14 protein-coding genes and 1 tRNA gene are annotated in these 14,458 nt (G+C 70.5%); 4 read left to right on the top strand and 11 right to left on the bottom strand.

What is annotated here, in order from left to right; translation table 11 throughout:
- Nucleotides 1–215: 215 nt before the first annotated feature.
- The 6 genes from thrB to argS all read right to left on the bottom strand — a co-directional run bounded on the left by thrB (nt 216) and on the right by argS (nt 7,802).
- A complete protein-coding gene (gene thrB / locus SB754_RS04360; RefSeq protein ID WP_410781131.1) occupies nt 216–1,193 on the bottom strand; it encodes a homoserine kinase in 978 nt (325 codons plus the stop codon).
- Nucleotides 1,190–2,323: a threonine synthase gene (thrC, locus tag SB754_RS04355; protein WP_410781130.1), complete on the bottom strand. Its 1,134-nt coding sequence runs from the start codon at nt 2,321–2,323 to the stop codon at nt 1,190–1,192. Before thrC ends, thrB begins: the two co-directional genes overlap by 4 nt.
- Nucleotides 2,323–3,699: a homoserine dehydrogenase gene (locus tag SB754_RS04350; protein WP_410781129.1), complete on the bottom strand. Its 1,377-nt coding sequence runs from the start codon at nt 3,697–3,699 to the stop codon at nt 2,323–2,325. Before SB754_RS04350 ends, thrC begins: the two co-directional genes overlap by 1 nt.
- Complete coding sequence (lysA, locus tag SB754_RS04345) at nt 3,696–5,159, bottom strand: diaminopimelate decarboxylase (RefSeq protein ID WP_410781128.1); 1,464 nt, start codon at nt 5,157–5,159, stop codon at nt 3,696–3,698. The genes SB754_RS04350 and lysA overlap by 4 nt, the downstream gene beginning before the upstream one ends.
- Before the next feature lie 122 nt (nt 5,160–5,281).
- Nucleotides 5,282–6,079: a DUF2993 domain-containing protein gene (locus tag SB754_RS04340; RefSeq protein WP_410781127.1), complete on the bottom strand. Its 798-nt coding sequence runs from the start codon at nt 6,077–6,079 to the stop codon at nt 5,282–5,284.
- 25 nt (nt 6,080–6,104) lie between these two features.
- Nucleotides 6,105–7,802 (bottom strand): arginine--tRNA ligase, encoded by a 1,698-nt coding sequence (argS, locus tag SB754_RS04335; protein ID WP_410781126.1) that lies wholly within the window; start codon nt 7,800–7,802, stop codon nt 6,105–6,107.
- A gap of 122 nt (nt 7,803–7,924) precedes the next feature.
- Here argS and SB754_RS04330 point away from each other — a divergent pair, with 122 nt between their 5' ends.
- From SB754_RS04330 to rlmC, 3 genes are all read left to right on the top strand, one after another.
- Entirely contained in the window at nt 7,925–8,542 is a 618-nt protein-coding gene (locus tag SB754_RS04330; protein WP_410781125.1) for an iron ABC transporter ATP-binding protein, read from the top strand.
- Nucleotides 8,543–8,625: 83 nt separating this feature from the next.
- A tRNA-Arg gene (locus SB754_RS04325) sits at nt 8,626–8,701 on the top strand.
- 14 nt (nt 8,702–8,715) lie between these two features.
- Nucleotides 8,716–9,855, top strand: a complete 1,140-nt coding sequence (gene rlmC / locus SB754_RS04320; protein WP_410781124.1) for a 23S rRNA (uracil(747)-C(5))-methyltransferase RlmC — start codon at nt 8,716–8,718, stop codon at nt 9,853–9,855.
- On the opposite strand, the gene msrA is transcribed toward rlmC, so the two are convergent.
- The 4 genes from msrA to SB754_RS04300 all read right to left on the bottom strand — a co-directional run bounded on the left by msrA (nt 9,852) and on the right by SB754_RS04300 (nt 12,679).
- Complete coding sequence (gene msrA / locus SB754_RS04315) at nt 9,852–10,361, bottom strand: peptide-methionine (S)-S-oxide reductase MsrA (RefSeq protein WP_410781123.1); 510 nt, start codon at nt 10,359–10,361, stop codon at nt 9,852–9,854. The two genes, rlmC and msrA, sit on opposite strands and share 4 nt — an antisense overlap.
- A gap of 22 nt (nt 10,362–10,383) precedes the next feature.
- The gene (msrB, locus tag SB754_RS04310) at nt 10,384–10,830 is read right to left on the bottom strand and encodes a peptide-methionine (R)-S-oxide reductase MsrB (RefSeq protein WP_410781122.1); all 447 of its coding nucleotides are present in this window, start codon (nt 10,828–10,830) and stop codon (nt 10,384–10,386) included.
- Between the two features lie 161 nt (nt 10,831–10,991).
- Nucleotides 10,992–11,420: a hypothetical protein gene (locus SB754_RS04305; RefSeq protein WP_410781121.1), complete on the bottom strand. Its 429-nt coding sequence runs from the start codon at nt 11,418–11,420 to the stop codon at nt 10,992–10,994.
- Nucleotides 11,417–12,679, bottom strand: a complete 1,263-nt coding sequence (locus tag SB754_RS04300; protein WP_410781120.1) for a mechanosensitive ion channel family protein — start codon at nt 12,677–12,679, stop codon at nt 11,417–11,419. The genes SB754_RS04305 and SB754_RS04300 overlap by 4 nt, the downstream gene beginning before the upstream one ends.
- A gap of 152 nt (nt 12,680–12,831) precedes the next feature.
- On the opposite strand from SB754_RS04300, the gene SB754_RS04295 reads away from it, so the two are divergent.
- Nucleotides 12,832–13,827, top strand: a complete 996-nt coding sequence (locus SB754_RS04295; protein WP_410781119.1) for an SDR family oxidoreductase — start codon at nt 12,832–12,834, stop codon at nt 13,825–13,827.
- Nucleotides 13,828–13,846: 19 nt separating this feature from the next.
- Here the strand turns inward: SB754_RS04295 and SB754_RS04290 are convergent, their stop codons facing one another.
- Nucleotides 13,847–14,407 (bottom strand): hypothetical protein, encoded by a 561-nt coding sequence (locus SB754_RS04290; protein WP_410781118.1) that lies wholly within the window; start codon nt 14,405–14,407, stop codon nt 13,847–13,849.
- Between the last annotated feature and the right edge of the window lie 51 nt (nt 14,408–14,458).

Below are 14,458 nucleotides of genomic sequence, written 5' to 3'. Positions count from 1 at the left end.
CGCCTATGCGCGCCGTCTGTGAAGCTTCGTCACATGAACTGCCGATACGCGCTGCGTTCTGATCCGCGCTACGTCGCCGCCCGGGGAACCGGGAAGGCAGGCAGGAGTGACGGCATGATTGCTAGGAGATCACCCGGAAAGCTGGATTCGCTCGTGACGCGGGTCCTTCTCGGGTGCGTCTGCAGTTTACCACCTCGGCGGCTGCGCCTCGGACGCTAGGCCACCGGTGTGTCAGAGTGCGTCGTCGCGGCCTCCTGCTGCACCGGTTCCACCCGGGTCACGGTCGCGCCCTTGAAGTCGACGGCCAGCATCAGAGGCTGCCAGCGGGTCTGCGCCGCCTCCTCCACGAGCTTCGCGGCGGCGAGCCGCTGACTCGGGTCGCTGCCGAGCACGAGGATCGAGGGCCCGGCGCCGGAGACCACGGCGGCGAAGCCGTTCTCGCGGAGCAGGGTGATCAGCCGGTCGGTCTCCGGCATCGCCGACGCGCGGTAGCTCTGGTGGAGCTTGTCCTCGGTGGCGGCGTGCAGCAGCTCCGGGCTCTGGATGAGGGCCGCGACGAGCAGTGCAGATCGGGAGACGTTGAAGACCGCGTCCTCGTGCGGGACGGACTGCGGCTGGAGGCTGCGAGCGAGAGCAGTGGACATCACGTGCTCGGGCACGAGCACGAGCGGCGAGACGCCGCGGTGCACGATCAGCTTCTTGAAGCGCGGGCCCTCGGGCGTCACCCAGGCGATGGTCAGGCCGCCGAACAGGGCGGGAGCGACGTTGTCGGGGTGGCCCTCCATGTCGTTCGCGAGCGCCAGGAGCTGCTGCGCGTCGAGGTCGACGACACCCTCCAGGAGGCCTTTGGCCGCCATGATGCCGGAGACGATCGCGGCGCCGGAGGAGCCCATCCCTCGTCCGTGCGGGATGCTGTTGCGGGCGCGCAGGTTCAGGCCGGGCAGCGGGACGCCGACGGCCTCGAAGGTGTGCGCGATGGCGCGCACGACGAGGTTGCTCTCGTCGGTGGGCACCTCGCCCTCGCCGACGCCGGTCACCTCGACGGTCGCGCCGGGCTGATCGCGCACCGAGACCTCGAGCTCGTCGTACAGCGCGAGCGAGAGGCCGAGGGTGTCGAAGCCCGGGCCGAGGTTCGCGCTCGTCGCGGGAACCTTCACCACGACCGTGCGGCCGCGCAGATCCGGCGAGGTCACGCGGTGGCCTCGGCGTTCTCGGCCGCGGACGTGCCGGATCCAGGGACCAGGCCGAGCACGTCGGCGATGGCGGTGGTGTCGACGGGCACGACGGTCGGCTGCACGTCGGAGCCGTCCGCGGTGCGGAGGGCCCACTGCGGGTCCTTGAGGCCGTGGCCGGTGACGGTGAGCACGACGGTCGATCCGGCGGGGATCGCGCCGGCCTCCGAGCGCTCGAGGAGGCCTGCGACACTGATCGCGGACGCCGGCTCGACGAAGATGCCGACCTCGGCCGAGAGGATGCGGTGCGCCTCCAGGATCTTGGCGTCGTCGATCGCGCCGAACCAGCCGTCGCTGTCGTCGCGCGCGTTGAGCGCGAGCTCCCAGGAGGCCGGGTTGCCGATCCGGATGGCGGTGGCGATGGTGTCGGGGTCCTTCACGGCGTGGCCGAGCACGATCGGTGCGCTCCCGGCGGCCTGGAAGCCGAACATCCGCGGGAGTCTCGTCGACTCGCCACGCTGCAGCTCCTCGGAGTAGCCGCGGTGGTAGGCGGTGTAGTTGCCCGCGTTGCCGACCGGGACCAGGTGGAAGTCGGGAGCGTCGCCCAGGGCCTCGACGACCTCGAAGGCGGCGGTCTTCTGACCCTCGATGCGGTCCGGGTTCACCGAGTTGACCAGGTGGACCGGGTAGTTGGTGGCCAGCTCGCGCGCGATATCGAGGCAGTCGTCGAAGTTGCCCTGCACCTGCAGCAGCTGGGCGTTGTGGGCGATCGCCTGGCTGAGCTTGCCCATGGCGATCTTGCCCTCGGGCACGAGCACGACGGCCTGGATGCCGGCGTGCGTCGCGTAGGCGGCGGCCGACGCGGAGGTGTTGCCGGTCGAGGCGCAGATGACGGCCTTCGCGCCGTGCTCGACGGCCTTCGAGATGGCCATGGTCATGCCGCGGTCCTTGAACGAGCCCGTCGGGTTCATGCCCTCGAACTTGACGTAGACCTGCGCGCCCGTCCGCGCGGACAGCGCGGGGGCCGGGATGAGCGGCGTTCCGCCCTCGCCGAGGGTCACGATCGGAGTCGCGTCGGAGATGTTCAAGCGGTCCGCATACTCGTGCAGGACGCCGCGCCACTGACGACTGTAGGGCTTCGGCTGGGGCATTACGATCCTTCGACTCGGAGAACGGAAGAGATGGCGATCACGACGTCGCTCGCCGCGAGAGCCTCGACGGTGGCCGCGAGTGCGGCCTCCTCGGCTTCGTGGGTGCCGATCACCAGGGTAGCGGTGGGGGTCGCTCCGCCGTGAATCGGGAGGCCCGCCGCGAGGTCCGCGTTACCCGCGATGACGACAGGACCCGTGTGACTGCTGGGCACCGACTGCTGGACCGTCTCGACGCTGACCCCGCCGTCGCTGAGAATCCGTGCGACCGCGGCGAGCACGCCGGGCTGGTCCTCCACATCGAGCGTGATCTGATAGCGGGTGACCACGCGGCCGATGTCGAGCACCGGGATGCCGGCGTGGGTCGACTCCGCGACGCCGGGGCCGCCGACCACGTGCCGGCGCGCCGCGGAGACCACGTCGCCGAGCACGGCGGAGGCGGTCTCGACGCCGCCCGCACCGGCGCCGTAGAACATGAGGTCACCCGCGGCGGCGGACTGGACGAAGACTGCGTTGTGCGCGCCGTGCACCGCGGCGAGGGGATGCTCGCGGCTGATCAGTGCCGGGTAGACGCGGGCGGAGACGCCCTCCTCCCCCGTCTCCGGGTCGGTCAGGCGCTCGCAGATCGCGAGGAGCTTGATGACCGCTCCCGCCTCGCGCGCAGCATCCACCTGGGCCTTGTCGACGCTGGTGATGCCCTCCCGGTAGACACGGTCGAGCGGGACGGTCGTGTGGAAGGCGAGGCTGGCGAGGATGGCGGCCTTCTGCGCGGCGTCGTACCCGCCGATGTCGGCGGTCGGGTCGGCCTCCGCGTATCCCCGGTCGGTGGCCGTGGCGAGGGCGTCCTGGAGCGTCTCGCCGTTCACGTCCATCCGGTCGAGCACGAAGTTGGTCGTGCCGTTGACGATGCCGAGGATGCGGTTGATGCGGTCCCCCGCCAGGCTGTCGCGCAGCGGGCGGATGATCGGGATGGCGCCGGCGACGGCCGCCTCGTAGTAGAGCTGGGCGCCCACCTGTTCGGCGGCCTCGAACAGCTCGGGTCCGTGCGTCGCGAGCAGCGCCTTATTGGCCGTGATGACGTCGGCTCCCGAGTTCAGGGCCTCCAGCACGTAGCCGCGGGCCGGCTCGACGCCGCCCATCAGCTCGACGACGATGTCGGCGCCGAGGATCAGGGAGCTGGCGTCGGTCGTGAAGAGCTCGCGCGGCAGCTCGACGTCGCGTGGGGCGTCCACATCGCGCACGGCGATGCCGACGAGCTCCAGGCGGGCGCCGATCCGGGAGGCGAACTCGTCGCCCTGCGACAGCAGCAGTCGGGCGACCTGGGAGCCGACGGAGCCGGCCCCGAGCAGGGCGACACGGAGGTTGCGGTACTCGATCATGCGCGGTCGCTCTCCTTCGAGATGAGGCTGCGGACGGTGCCGCGGTCGTAGGCGGTGTCGCGAGCGAGGAGATCGTCGATCGTCTCGCCGCGGACGAGCACGCGGGCCTCTCCGTCGCGCACCGCGACGACGGGCGGCCGCCCCAGGTAGTTGTAGTTGCTGGACAGTGCGAAGCAGTAGGCGCCCGTGGCCGGGACGGCCAGCAGGTCGCCTGGCACGACGTCGCCCGGCAGGTACTCGGCGTTCACGACGATGTCACCGCTCTCGCAGTGCTTGCCGGCCACGCGGACCAGCTGCGCGGCCGCCTGTGAGCTGCGGCCGGCGATCCGGACCGAGTACTCCGCCTCGTACAGCGCCGTACGGGCGTTGTCGCTCATCCCGCCGTCGACGCTCACGTAGCGGCGGACCGCCGTCTCGCCGTCGTCCTGGAACGTGACCGGCACGTCCTTCGTCGTCCCGACGGTGTACAGGGTGAGGCCGGCGGTGCCGATGATCGACCGTCCGGGCTCGAAGGCGACGACCGGCGTCGGGATGTCGAGCTCCTCGCATCCCGCAGCCACGGTCGCAGCGATCAGGCGCGCGAGCTGCTCGATCGGAGCGGGGTCGTCGGCCGCGGTGTACGCGATCCCGAAACCGCCGCCCAGATTGAGCTCGGGGACGTCTCCCCCGTCGAGCAGCCGCTTGTGCAGAGTCAGCAGGCGGGAGGCGGACTCAGCGAACCCGTCCGCACCGAAGATCTGCGAGCCGATGTGGCAGTGCAGGCCGCGGAACGCGAGGGAGGCGTGGCTGCGGATCTGCTCGACCGCCTCCACCGCGTGCTCCAGTGCGATGCCGAACTTCTGGTCCTCGTGCGCGGTCGCCAGGAAGGCGTGCGTGTGCGCGTGCACGCCGCTGTTGACCCGGAGCCGGACGCTCTGCACCACGCCGTGGCGCTCGGCCGCTGCAGCGACCCGGTCGATCTCCTGGAGGCTGTCGATCACGATGGCGCCGATGCCGACACCGACGGCCTGGTCGATCTCGGCCAGGGACTTGTTGTTGCCGTGGAAGCCGAGACGCTCGGGGTCGACGCCCGCCGCGAGGGCGACCGCCAGCTCTCCGCCGCTGCAGACGTCGATGAAGAGGCCGGCCGCGTCCATCCACCGAGCCACCTCGACGCTCAGGAACGCTTTGCCGGCGTAGTAGACCTTGGCCGCGGTGCCGATCTCGGTGAAAGCGCGGTCGAAGGCCGAACGCACCTCGGCGGCGCGGTCGCGCGCATCCTCCTCGTCGATGACATAGACAGGAGTGCCGAACCGACGGGCGAGCTCAGCGGCGGACAGTCCGCCGACGGTCAGCTCGCCCCCGGCGGTGCGGTGCGCCGTGCGCGACCACAGACCGGGCGCGAGGTCGTTCGCGTCAGCGGGGACGCGGAGCCACGGCGGCGCCAGCGGATTGGGGACAGGGGTCTCGGGAGTGGCCATAGGGATCCTCACGGGTCGCGACGAGTGGGGGCCTCCTAGGCGAGCGGACCCGGATTGGCCCCTGAAGCCGGATGGAGAAACAGCAGAAGTCTATCGAGGACGCGGAGGGCCCTTCGTGCGTGTTACGAGCAGCTGCCCTTGCTGTTCAGGAACTTCTGGTCCATCACGAAGTCGGAGGCCGTCAGCTGGACGGTCGCATGGCCGGACGTCACGGAGATGTCGGCGACCTGGACGCCGTCCGGCAGGTACTGGGCGGCGCACACCGGGAACGGTCCCTGGGCGGTGAGCGCCTGCAGCAGCCGATCGAGGTTCACGTTGCCCGCGCCCGTCGTCAGGGAGGCCTTCTCCGGCTTCAGCAGCACCTGCTTGCCGGCCGCCTGCGGGGTCGCAGTGACCGTGTAACCCACCGGCAGACCGAGCAGGTCGATCGAACCGTCGTAGCCGATCGTCCCGTCGCCGAGCGTGATATCGCCCGTCGCGCCCGGGATCTTCACCAGCTTGTTCAGCGACTCCTGACTGATGGACAGCGTGCCCGTGGCGTGGGCGATCGGCTTCGAGAAGTCGGTCGGAACGCCGGTCGCGACCAGCTTGGCGCTCAGGGGCGCGCCCTGGGCGACCACGTTCGGCGCATCCAGCTCGACCCGTTCGAACGAGCCGGAGAGGTACTGCTGGATCACCGAGAAGCCGCCGATGTGCGTCGTCACCGTGCCCTGGACGTCGGACGGCAGGTTCTTCTGGATCTCGTCCGACACCCGCTGCTCTGCATAGGCCCGCGCCGCCGAGTCGACGATCACGAGCAGCACGATGATCACGACCACCGGGATGCCGATCGCGAGCAGCAGGCGCAGCCAGCGCGGACGCCGACGGCGCGGCGCCGCCCCGTCCGCATCCGGGAGCACCCGGGTCGTGCTGTCGCTCATCGGCGGCCTCCTCGGTCGCTGTCGGTCACATGCGGTCCGGCGCGGAGACCCCGACCAGGCCGAGCCCGTTCCGGATCACCTGCCCGGTGGCGTCATTGAGCCAGAGTCGCGTGCGGTGCAGGTCGGTCACGGGCTCGTCCCCGTGCGGGAGGACGCGCGTCGAGCCGTCCCTCACTGCGTACCACGCGTGGTACAGACCGGCCAGCTCCTCGATGTAGCGGGCGACGCGGTGCGGCTCGCGCAGCTCGGCCGCCTGCGCGACCACGCGCGGGAACTCCTGCAGGCCGCCCAGCAGGGCGGACTCCGTCTCGTGCGTCAGCAGCTCCGGGGCGAAGGCACTGTGGTCGACGCCCGCCTTCTCGGCGTTCGCGGCGACGGAGCGGGTGCGGGCGTGCGCGTACTGCACGTAGAAGACCGGGTTCTCGTTGCTCCGCTTCGCCAGCAGGTCGAGGTCGATGTCGAGCTGCGAGTCGGTGGAGGAGCGGACCAAGGCGTAGCGGGCGGCGTCGACGCCGACCGCATCCACCAGGTCGTCGAGCGTCACGATCGTGCCGGCGCGCTTCGACATCCGGACCGGCTCGCCGTCTTTCACCAGGTTGACCAGCTGGCCGATCAGGATCTGGAGGTTCACGTTGGGAACGTCGCCGAACGCCTCCACCATGGCCATCATCCGGCCGATGTAGCCGTGATGGTCGGCGCCCAGCATGATGATGTTCTGCTCGAAGCCGCGCTCGCGCTTGTCGAGGTAGTACCCGAGGTCGCCCGAGATGTACGCCGGCTCGCCGTTGGAGCGGATGACGACCCGGTCGCGGTCGTCGCCGAACGTGGTCGTGCGCAGCCAGATCGCGCCGTCGGCCTCGTAGATGTGGCCCTGCTCCTGGAGGCGCTGGATGGCGCGCTCGACGGCCCCCGACTCGTGCAGCGAGTCTTCATGGAAGTAGACGTCGAAGTCGACGCCGAACGAGTGCAGGCGCTCCTTGATCTCCTCGAACATGAGCTGGGTGCCGATCGAGCGGAACACTTCCTGCTGCTGGTCGCGCGGGAGCTGCGACAGGTCCGTCCCCGTGGACTGCGCCTCGGCCACGACGCGGTCGGCGATCTCGCCGATGTACGCGCCGCCGTAGCCGTCCTCCGGGGTCGGCTCGCCCAGGTAGGCGGCCAGCAGGCTGCGCGCGAACCGGTCGATCTGCGAGCCGTGGTCGTTGAAGTAGTACTCGCGGGTCACGTCCGCGCCCTCGGCCTGCAGGATGCGGGCGAGGCTGTCACCGACCGCGGCCCAGCGGGCGCCGCCCATGTGGACGGGGCCGGTCGGGTTGGCGGAGACGAACTCGAGGTTGACGCGCAGGCCGTCGTAGAGGTTGCCGCGACCGTAGCCGTCGCCGGCCTCGATGATGGTCTGGGCGAGCTGCCCGGCCGCGGCGGCATCCAGCCGGAAGTTGATGAATCCGGGCCCCGCGACGTCGGCGGAGGCGACGCCGTCGATCCCGGCGGCGGCCGACGCGATCTGCTCGGCGAGCTCGCGCGGGTTCGCGCCGACCTTCTTGGCCAGACGCATCGCGACGTTGGAGGCCCAGTCGCCGTGGTCGCGGTTCTTGGGCCGCTCCAGCGGGACGTCGTCGACGGTCAGCACCAGCTCCGGGACGTCTGCGCCGGCCTCGCGTCGCTGCTCGACCACCGTCGTGACGATGTCGAGGAGGGCGGTGGAGAGGTCAGCGGGAGTCATGAGGAACGATTCTACCGGGGCGCCGGGCGCGCTCGCGGCGTGCACCGACCTGCGGGTTGATAGGGTCATCGCGGACGCGCGCTCCCGCACGGCGCGCGCCGAGCAGAGAGACGAAACGCAGCATGCCCTCCACCTCCCGGCGCTTTGCCTTCCTCACCGCGATGACCGCTGTCGGGCTCGCGGCCGCCCTCACCCTCTCGGGGTGCGCTCCGTCGGCGAAGCCGGCCGCCTCCCCGACCGCCGGCTCCGCCCAGGGCGGAGGGTCGTCCGCCCCCGATCCGACGGCGACGCCGACGCCGACGGACCCGCCGACGCCCGTCGGACTGACCTGCGATCAGGTGCTGACCGCCGACCAGGTCTACGCCTTCAACCCGAACTACGGGGCCGACCCGGGCTATGCACCGAAGGACGGCTCGCTCGAGAAGAAGATCGCCGACTGGAAGGGCGTGGCCTGCGCCTGGCTCAACCAGACGAGCGGCGACGTCATCCAGGTCGCGGTCGCGAAGCCTCCCACCGGCCAGCTGGAAGGGCTGAAGAACGCAGCCATCACCGACTCGAAGCCGGTGCCGACCTACGGCGTTCCTCCGACCATCGAGGGGTATTTCAAGCCCGGCACCTCCGGCGAGGTGCAGGTGTTCCGCGGCAGCTACTGGATCGTCGCCGAGTCGACGGCGTTCTTCGAGCCGGGCGACGCTGCGCCGCTGATGGAGAGCATTCTGGGCAACGTCCCGACGTCCTGAGGACGTGCTTGGGGCGGCCCGGAGGACGCCCGCCGGTTGTCGCAGGCGCTCCCGCGGGGATGCTAGCCTGGTTGGGCACCCTGGCCCCCATAGCTCAGGGGATAGAGCGTCTGCCTCCGGAGCAGAAGGCCGTAGGTTCAAATCCTACTGGGGGCACCATTCGATCGAGAGCCATGGACTGTTCGTACTTCGACGCCGGCGTATGCCGCTCGTGCACGCTCATGGGTGTCCCCTACGCTGAGCAGCTCGAGGGCAAGGAGCGCCTGGCGCGCGAGCTCCTGGCGCCGTTCGGCGAGGCGCACTGGCTGCCGCCGGTGGCCAGCGCCGAGGCGGGCTACCGCAACAAGGCGAAGATGGTCATCAGTGGAACGGTCGATGCGCCGACGGTCGGAATCCTCGATGAGGCGGGCCGCGGCGTCGACCTGCGCGAGTGCGGGATCTGCGCGCCGGGGATCCGGGCGGCGCTGCCCGTTCTCGCGGAGTTCGTCTCGCGGCAGCGGCTGGAACCGTACCGGGTGCCGGAGCGGCGCGGGGAGCTGAAGTTCGTGCTGGTGACGGAGTCGCCGGACGGGGAGCTGATGGTGCGCTTCGTCGCCCGGACCGAGCAGACGGTCGCGCGGGTGCGCGCGGGACTGTCGTGGCTGCATGCTGAGCTGCCGCAAGTTCGGGTCGTCACCGTGAACCTCCAGCCGGAGCACAAAGCGGTCGTCGAGGGCGACACCGATGTGGCGCTCACCCGGGAGTCGGCCCTGCCGATGCGGATGGGCGCCGTGTCGTTGCGGCTGCGGCCGCAGAGCTTCTTCCAGACCAACACGGCCGTCGCGACGGAGCTGTACGCGCAGGTCGCCGCCTGGGTGGACGATGTAGCGCCCGCGTCGGTGTGGGACCTGTACTGCGGTGTCGGCGGTTTCGCGCTGCACGTCGCCGCGCCGGGCCGCCGGGTGGTCGGGGTCGAGACGAGCCGGGAGGCTGTGCGGAGCGCACGCGCGAGTGCCGCTGCGGCGGGCCTGCCGCAGGTGGCGTTCCGCGCCGGGGACGCCACCGCCTTCGCCCTCGGCGCCGCAGCGGCGCCGGAGCTCGTGATCGTGAACCCGCCCCGCCGAGGGATCGGCGCGGAGCTGGCGGGCTGGCTGGAGGAGTCCTCCGTGCAGAGCGTGGTCTACTCCAGCTGCAATCCGAAGAGCCTGGCTCACGACCTGGCCCGGATGCCGTCGTACCGCATCCGGGCCGGGCGTGTGCTCGACATGTTCCCGCAGACCGGCCACATGGAGGTGGCCGTGCTGCTGGAGCGCGCCGTAGACCGCGGCCGCTAGTTGGCCGCTGTCTCGCGCTTGGGGAGCTTCCAGCCCGGGCGCACGAAGTGGCAGGTGTAGCCCCACGGGATGCGCTCGAGGTAGTCCTGGTGCTCCGGCTCGGCCTCCCAGAACGGTCCGGCGGCGGTCACCTCGGTGACGACCTTGCCGGGCCAGAGGCCGGAGGCGTCGACGTCGGCGATGGTGTCCTCGGCGATCCGGCGCTGCTCGTCGTCCTCGTAGAAGATGGCCGAACGGTAGCCGGTGCCGACGTCGTTGCCCTGACGGTTCCTGGTCGACGGGTCGTGGATCTGGAAGAAGAACTCGAGCAGGTCGCGGTAGCTGGTGCGCTCGGGGTCGTACTCGATCTCGATCGCCTCGGCGTGGCCGCCGTGGTTGCGGTAGGTGGCGTTGGGGACGTCGCCGCCGGTGTAGCCCACCCGCGTGCTCACCACGCCGGGGAGCTTGCGGATGAGGTCCTGCATTCCCCAGAAACAGCCTCCTGCGAGGATGGCCTTCTGCGTCATTGTTGTCTCCTTGATGTCGTTGCTACTTCTGAAACAGGTGGGCGTACTGGCCGTACCCCGCGGCCTCGAGCTCGGCGAGCGGGACGAACCGCATGGCCGCGGAGTTGATGCAGTAGCGGAGTCCGCCCGCCTCGGCGGGTCCGTCGTCGAAGAGGTGCCCGAGGTGGCTGTCGCCGTGGGCGGAACGGACCTCGGTACGCACCATCCCGTAGGTGCGGTCGGTCTTCTCGACGATGTTGTCTGGCTCGACCGGGACGGTGAAGCTCGGCCAGCCGGACTGGCTGTCGTACTTGTTCACGGACGCGAAGAGCGGCTCGCCCGAGACGATGTCGACGTACAGGCCCTCCTCGTGGTTGTTCCAGAACTGGTTGCGGAACGCCGGCTCGGTGGCGGCCTCCTGCGTCACCGCGTACTGCTGCGGCGTCAGCTGGGCGACGGCCTCCGTGCTCTTGCGGTAGTCCTGTGTCACGTTTCCTCCTCGTCCGGCGCGCTGGCTGCGACGCCGTCAGTAGTAGGAACACGGGTGGAGGCGGGGATGGTCCCGTCTTTGCTGTGAGTTCGCCGAGTGCGGCGGCACGGGCGGAAGCGAGCGTCCTGAATTCAGGACGCCCGGCGGTGCTATCGGCGGAGCTACGGCCGCGCCTCGTGGCCGGGCTCGCCGCCGGTCCGCCGCTGCTCCTTGAGTTCGGACTCGAAGATGTGGCGGCGGCCGCCGGCGAGGGTGTCACGCGCCTCGCCCTCGAGCCGGCGGAACGTCGCGTAGTAGCCGTCGTCGAAGTCCTCGACGATCTGGAACGTCCACCGGCCGTTGATGACGTTCCGCCCGAGCAGTTCCCGTTCGATCCGGTCGGCGAGCTCGGTGTGGCCTGCGTCGCGGAGCGCGACGACGGCATCCCCGAGGGTGAAGTCGGCCGTGCCGGTCAGCCGGTGGAAGCCGTACAGCAGCCCGCGGGCGTGCTCCACGACCTCCAGGGCCTCGGAGAGTTTGCCGAGCGCATCCACGGTGGCGTCGTCCATGCCCTCCGGACGGAGGTGCTGCTCGTCGGGACCGTCGGTCATCGGTTCTCCTCGTTGTTCGCTGGCAAGGGTGAAGTCGGCGCGGGTGAGGTCGCCGCCACGTCATCCGGGTCGACCCCGAGCGGCTCGCCCTCCGGGTCGCGGATGATCGGGATCGCGTCGGTGAACTGCTGCGCACGCTGCTCCCCCTCCGGCGACCCGCTGAACAGCCGGCCCTCCTCCTCCGTGCGGACCCGCGGCGGGCGCTCCAGCGGCTCCTGCTCTTCGGTGATCTCCACGCGCTGGCGCGGCAGGGAGGCGGGAGAGTGGCGCTGCATCCAGTCGATCAGCCGTTCGCGCACCAGGCAGCGCAGGTCGAACAGGGTGGGCGCGTCCTTCGCGGTGACGAGGACGCGGACGCGCACCCAGCCGCCCACCGCATCCGTCACCTGCAGGACTCCGGTGCGGTGGTCCCACAGGTCGGTGGTGGCGAGGATGCGGTTCAGCTCCGCGCGCATCCCGCCGGTCGAGACCCGCCAGTCCAGGTCGAACTCGACCGAGCCGAGCAGTTCGCTGTGCTGGCGGGTCCAGTTCTCGAACGGCTGCGTGGTGAAGTGGGTGGACGGCAGGACCAGCCGCCGGTCGTCCCAGACGTGGACGACCACGTAGGTGAGGGTGATCTCCTCGATGGTGCCCCACTCCTGGTTCACCACCACGACGTCGTCGATGCGGATGGCGTCGGAGAAGGCGAGCTGGATGCCGGCGAACAGGTTGGCGAGGCTCGACTGCGCCGCCACACCGGCGATGATGCCGACGATGCCGGCGGAGGCGAGGAGGCTCGCGCCGGCCGCCTGCAACGCCGGGAAGGTCAGCAGCACCGCGCTGAGTCCGACCACGATCGCGCCGACCACGGTGAGGCGGCGGAGGATGAGCACCTGCGTGCGGACCCGGCGCGCATACCGGTTGTCGGGCACGTCGAGACGGTTGCGGGCGAGCCCGAGGTCTTCGACGAAGAGCACCAGCGCTGCGGCGAACCAGACGCCGGTCGCGATGGCGAGGATGAGGAAGGTGTGCTGGATGCCGCTGCGCCACGCCGCGCTGACGTCGGGCGGGAGGCTGATCGTCACGGCGATCCACAGCACGATGACCAGCAGGAACAGCCGGAACGGGATGCGGGAGCGGCGGATCAGGAGCTCCGGCCACTGCCGCCGACGGCCGATCAGCCGCAGGATCAGCGCGAGGACGGCCGTCACGACGACGGCGACGACGACGGCCAGGAGGCAGGCGACGGCCAGGCCGGGCCAGCTGCGCAGGGCGAACACGGGTGGGCGGACTCCTCACAGTCGGGATTCGCGAAGCAGTGTACGCGCGCCCGCCTAACCGCCCGCCGCAACCGGCCGCCTCGCCTGCGACGCCTCTCGGGACTAGCCTGTCCATTCGGGGCAGGTCCCGACCGGAACGTAAAGGAGCGGGGATGGCAGCGACACGCACACTCTTCATCGGCGGGACGGGCGTGATCAGTTCGGCATGCGTCGCTGAGGCGCTCGAACGCGGTCACGAGGTCACGGTGGTGAACCGCGGCAACAGCTCCACCCGCCCGCTGCCCGACGGGGCTGAGGTGCTCCACGCGGACATCCGCGACCCCCAGAGCGTTCACCAGGTCCTGGGCGAGCGCAGCTTCGACGTGGCGGCCGAGTTCCTGGCCTTCACCCCGGAGCACGTGCAGACCGACTTCGACCTGTTCGAGGGCCGGGTCGGCCAGTTCGTATTCATCAGCTCGGCCTCCGCGTACCAGAAGCCGCCGTCGCGGATGCCGGTCACCGAGTCCACTCCCCTGCGCAACCCGTTCTGGCAGTACTCGCGCGACAAGATCGCCTGCGAGGAGCTGCTGATGGAGGCGTACCGCGACCGCGGCTTCCCGGTCACGATCGTGCGTCCGTCGCACACGTACGACCGCACGCTGATCCCCACGACCGGAGGCTGGACCGACCTCGAGCGGATGCGCCGCGGCGCCCCCGTGGTCGTCCACGGCGACGGCACCAGCCGGTGGACCATCACGCACAACACCGACTTCGCCGTGCCCTTCGTCGGCCTGCTGGGGCTTCCGGAGGCCGTGGGCGACAGCTTCCACATCACCGGCGACGAAGCCCCGACCTGGGATCGGATCTACTGCGACCTCGCGGAGGCGCTCGGCGTGGAGGCCGACCTCGTGCATGTGTCGAGCGAGTCGATCGCGGCGGTGGTCCCGGAGGTCGGGCCCGGACTTCTCGGCGACAAGGCCCACTCCATGCACTTCGACAACAGCAAGGTGAAGGCACTGGTGCCGACCTCGCCCGCCCCTGTGCCGTTCGCCCGGGGCGCTGGCGAGATCGTGGAGTGGTTCCTCGCCGACGCGGACCGTCAGCGCGTGGACCCGGACCTGGATGCGGCTTTCGACCGGCTGGTGGAGCACGCCCGCGCGTTCGCCTGAGCGCGCACGCGGGCGGCGCTCACTTCGAGTAGCCCGTTCCGGGAGCTGAGGACGACGACGAGGACGTGCCGGCGATCTTCGCCCCGTCGGCTCCGACGACCCACCAGATCCCGCCGTACGCCTGACCTGTCACGTCGCCGATCGACTTGTCGTTGACGAACGTGTAGAGCGGGAGTCCGTTGAGCGTGACCTGCTTCTTGCCGTCGACGCCGGTGATGGTGCCGACCGTGCCGGTGACGCCGGTCACCGTCGGGTGGTCGCTGGAGGTCTCGATCGCCGGCCACAGGGAGGCGCACGCCCCGGTGCACGCGCTGCTGGTGGCGTTCGGGGTGTCCTTGTCGAAGACGTAGGCGGTCATCCCCTTGCCGTCGACGACGACCGTGCCGAGGGTGGTCGAGCCGGTTTTCAGGACTGTGCCGGAGGCGGCCCCCGACGCGGCGGAGGCGGGTGGCGCAGACGGCGCGGAGGGCGCCGCGTAGCCTCCTCCCCCGGCGGAGGAACAGGCGGCGAGCGCCAGGAGGACAGCGGCCGTCCCGGCGGTGAGGGCAGCGATCCGTGCAGGTTTCGTGGTGGTTCTCATGGTGAAATCCCTTCCACCTGATGCACGCTGCAGCCGCCCGCATCGTTCAGT

Origin of the sequence: Leifsonia sp. SIMBA_070 (assembly GCF_046534635.1) — a bacterium.
Classification (GTDB): domain Bacteria; phylum Actinomycetota; class Actinomycetes; order Actinomycetales; family Microbacteriaceae; genus Leifsonia.
This window is presented reverse-complemented; position numbering and strand designations above follow the sequence as displayed.

Excerpts from the sequence above, each read along its gene's own strand:
- msrA (WP_410781123.1), bottom strand. The coding sequence starts at position 10,361 with ATGACGCAGAAGGCCATCCTCGCAGGAGGCTGTTTCTGGGGAATGCAG.
- lysA (WP_410781128.1), bottom strand. The coding sequence starts at position 5,159 with ATGGCCACTCCCGAGACCCCTGTCCCCAATCCGCTGGCGCCGCCGTGG.
- SB754_RS04350 (WP_410781129.1), bottom strand. The coding sequence starts at position 3,699 with ATGATCGAGTACCGCAACCTCCGTGTCGCCCTGCTCGGGGCCGGCTCC.
- rlmC (WP_410781124.1), top strand. The coding sequence starts at position 8,716 with ATGGACTGTTCGTACTTCGACGCCGGCGTATGCCGCTCGTGCACGCTC.
- SB754_RS04330 (WP_410781125.1), top strand. The coding sequence starts at position 7,925 with ATGCCCTCCACCTCCCGGCGCTTTGCCTTCCTCACCGCGATGACCGCT.
- SB754_RS04340 (WP_410781127.1), bottom strand. The coding sequence starts at position 6,079 with ATGAGCGACAGCACGACCCGGGTGCTCCCGGATGCGGACGGGGCGGCG.
- SB754_RS04305 (WP_410781121.1), bottom strand. The coding sequence starts at position 11,420 with ATGACCGACGGTCCCGACGAGCAGCACCTCCGTCCGGAGGGCATGGAC.
- SB754_RS04295 (WP_410781119.1), top strand. The coding sequence starts at position 12,832 with ATGGCAGCGACACGCACACTCTTCATCGGCGGGACGGGCGTGATCAGT.
- thrC (WP_410781130.1), bottom strand. The coding sequence starts at position 2,323 with ATGCCCCAGCCGAAGCCCTACAGTCGTCAGTGGCGCGGCGTCCTGCAC.
- argS (WP_410781126.1), bottom strand. The coding sequence starts at position 7,802 with ATGACTCCCGCTGACCTCTCCACCGCCCTCCTCGACATCGTCACGACG.
- SB754_RS04290 (WP_410781118.1), bottom strand. The coding sequence starts at position 14,407 with ATGAGAACCACCACGAAACCTGCACGGATCGCTGCCCTCACCGCCGGG.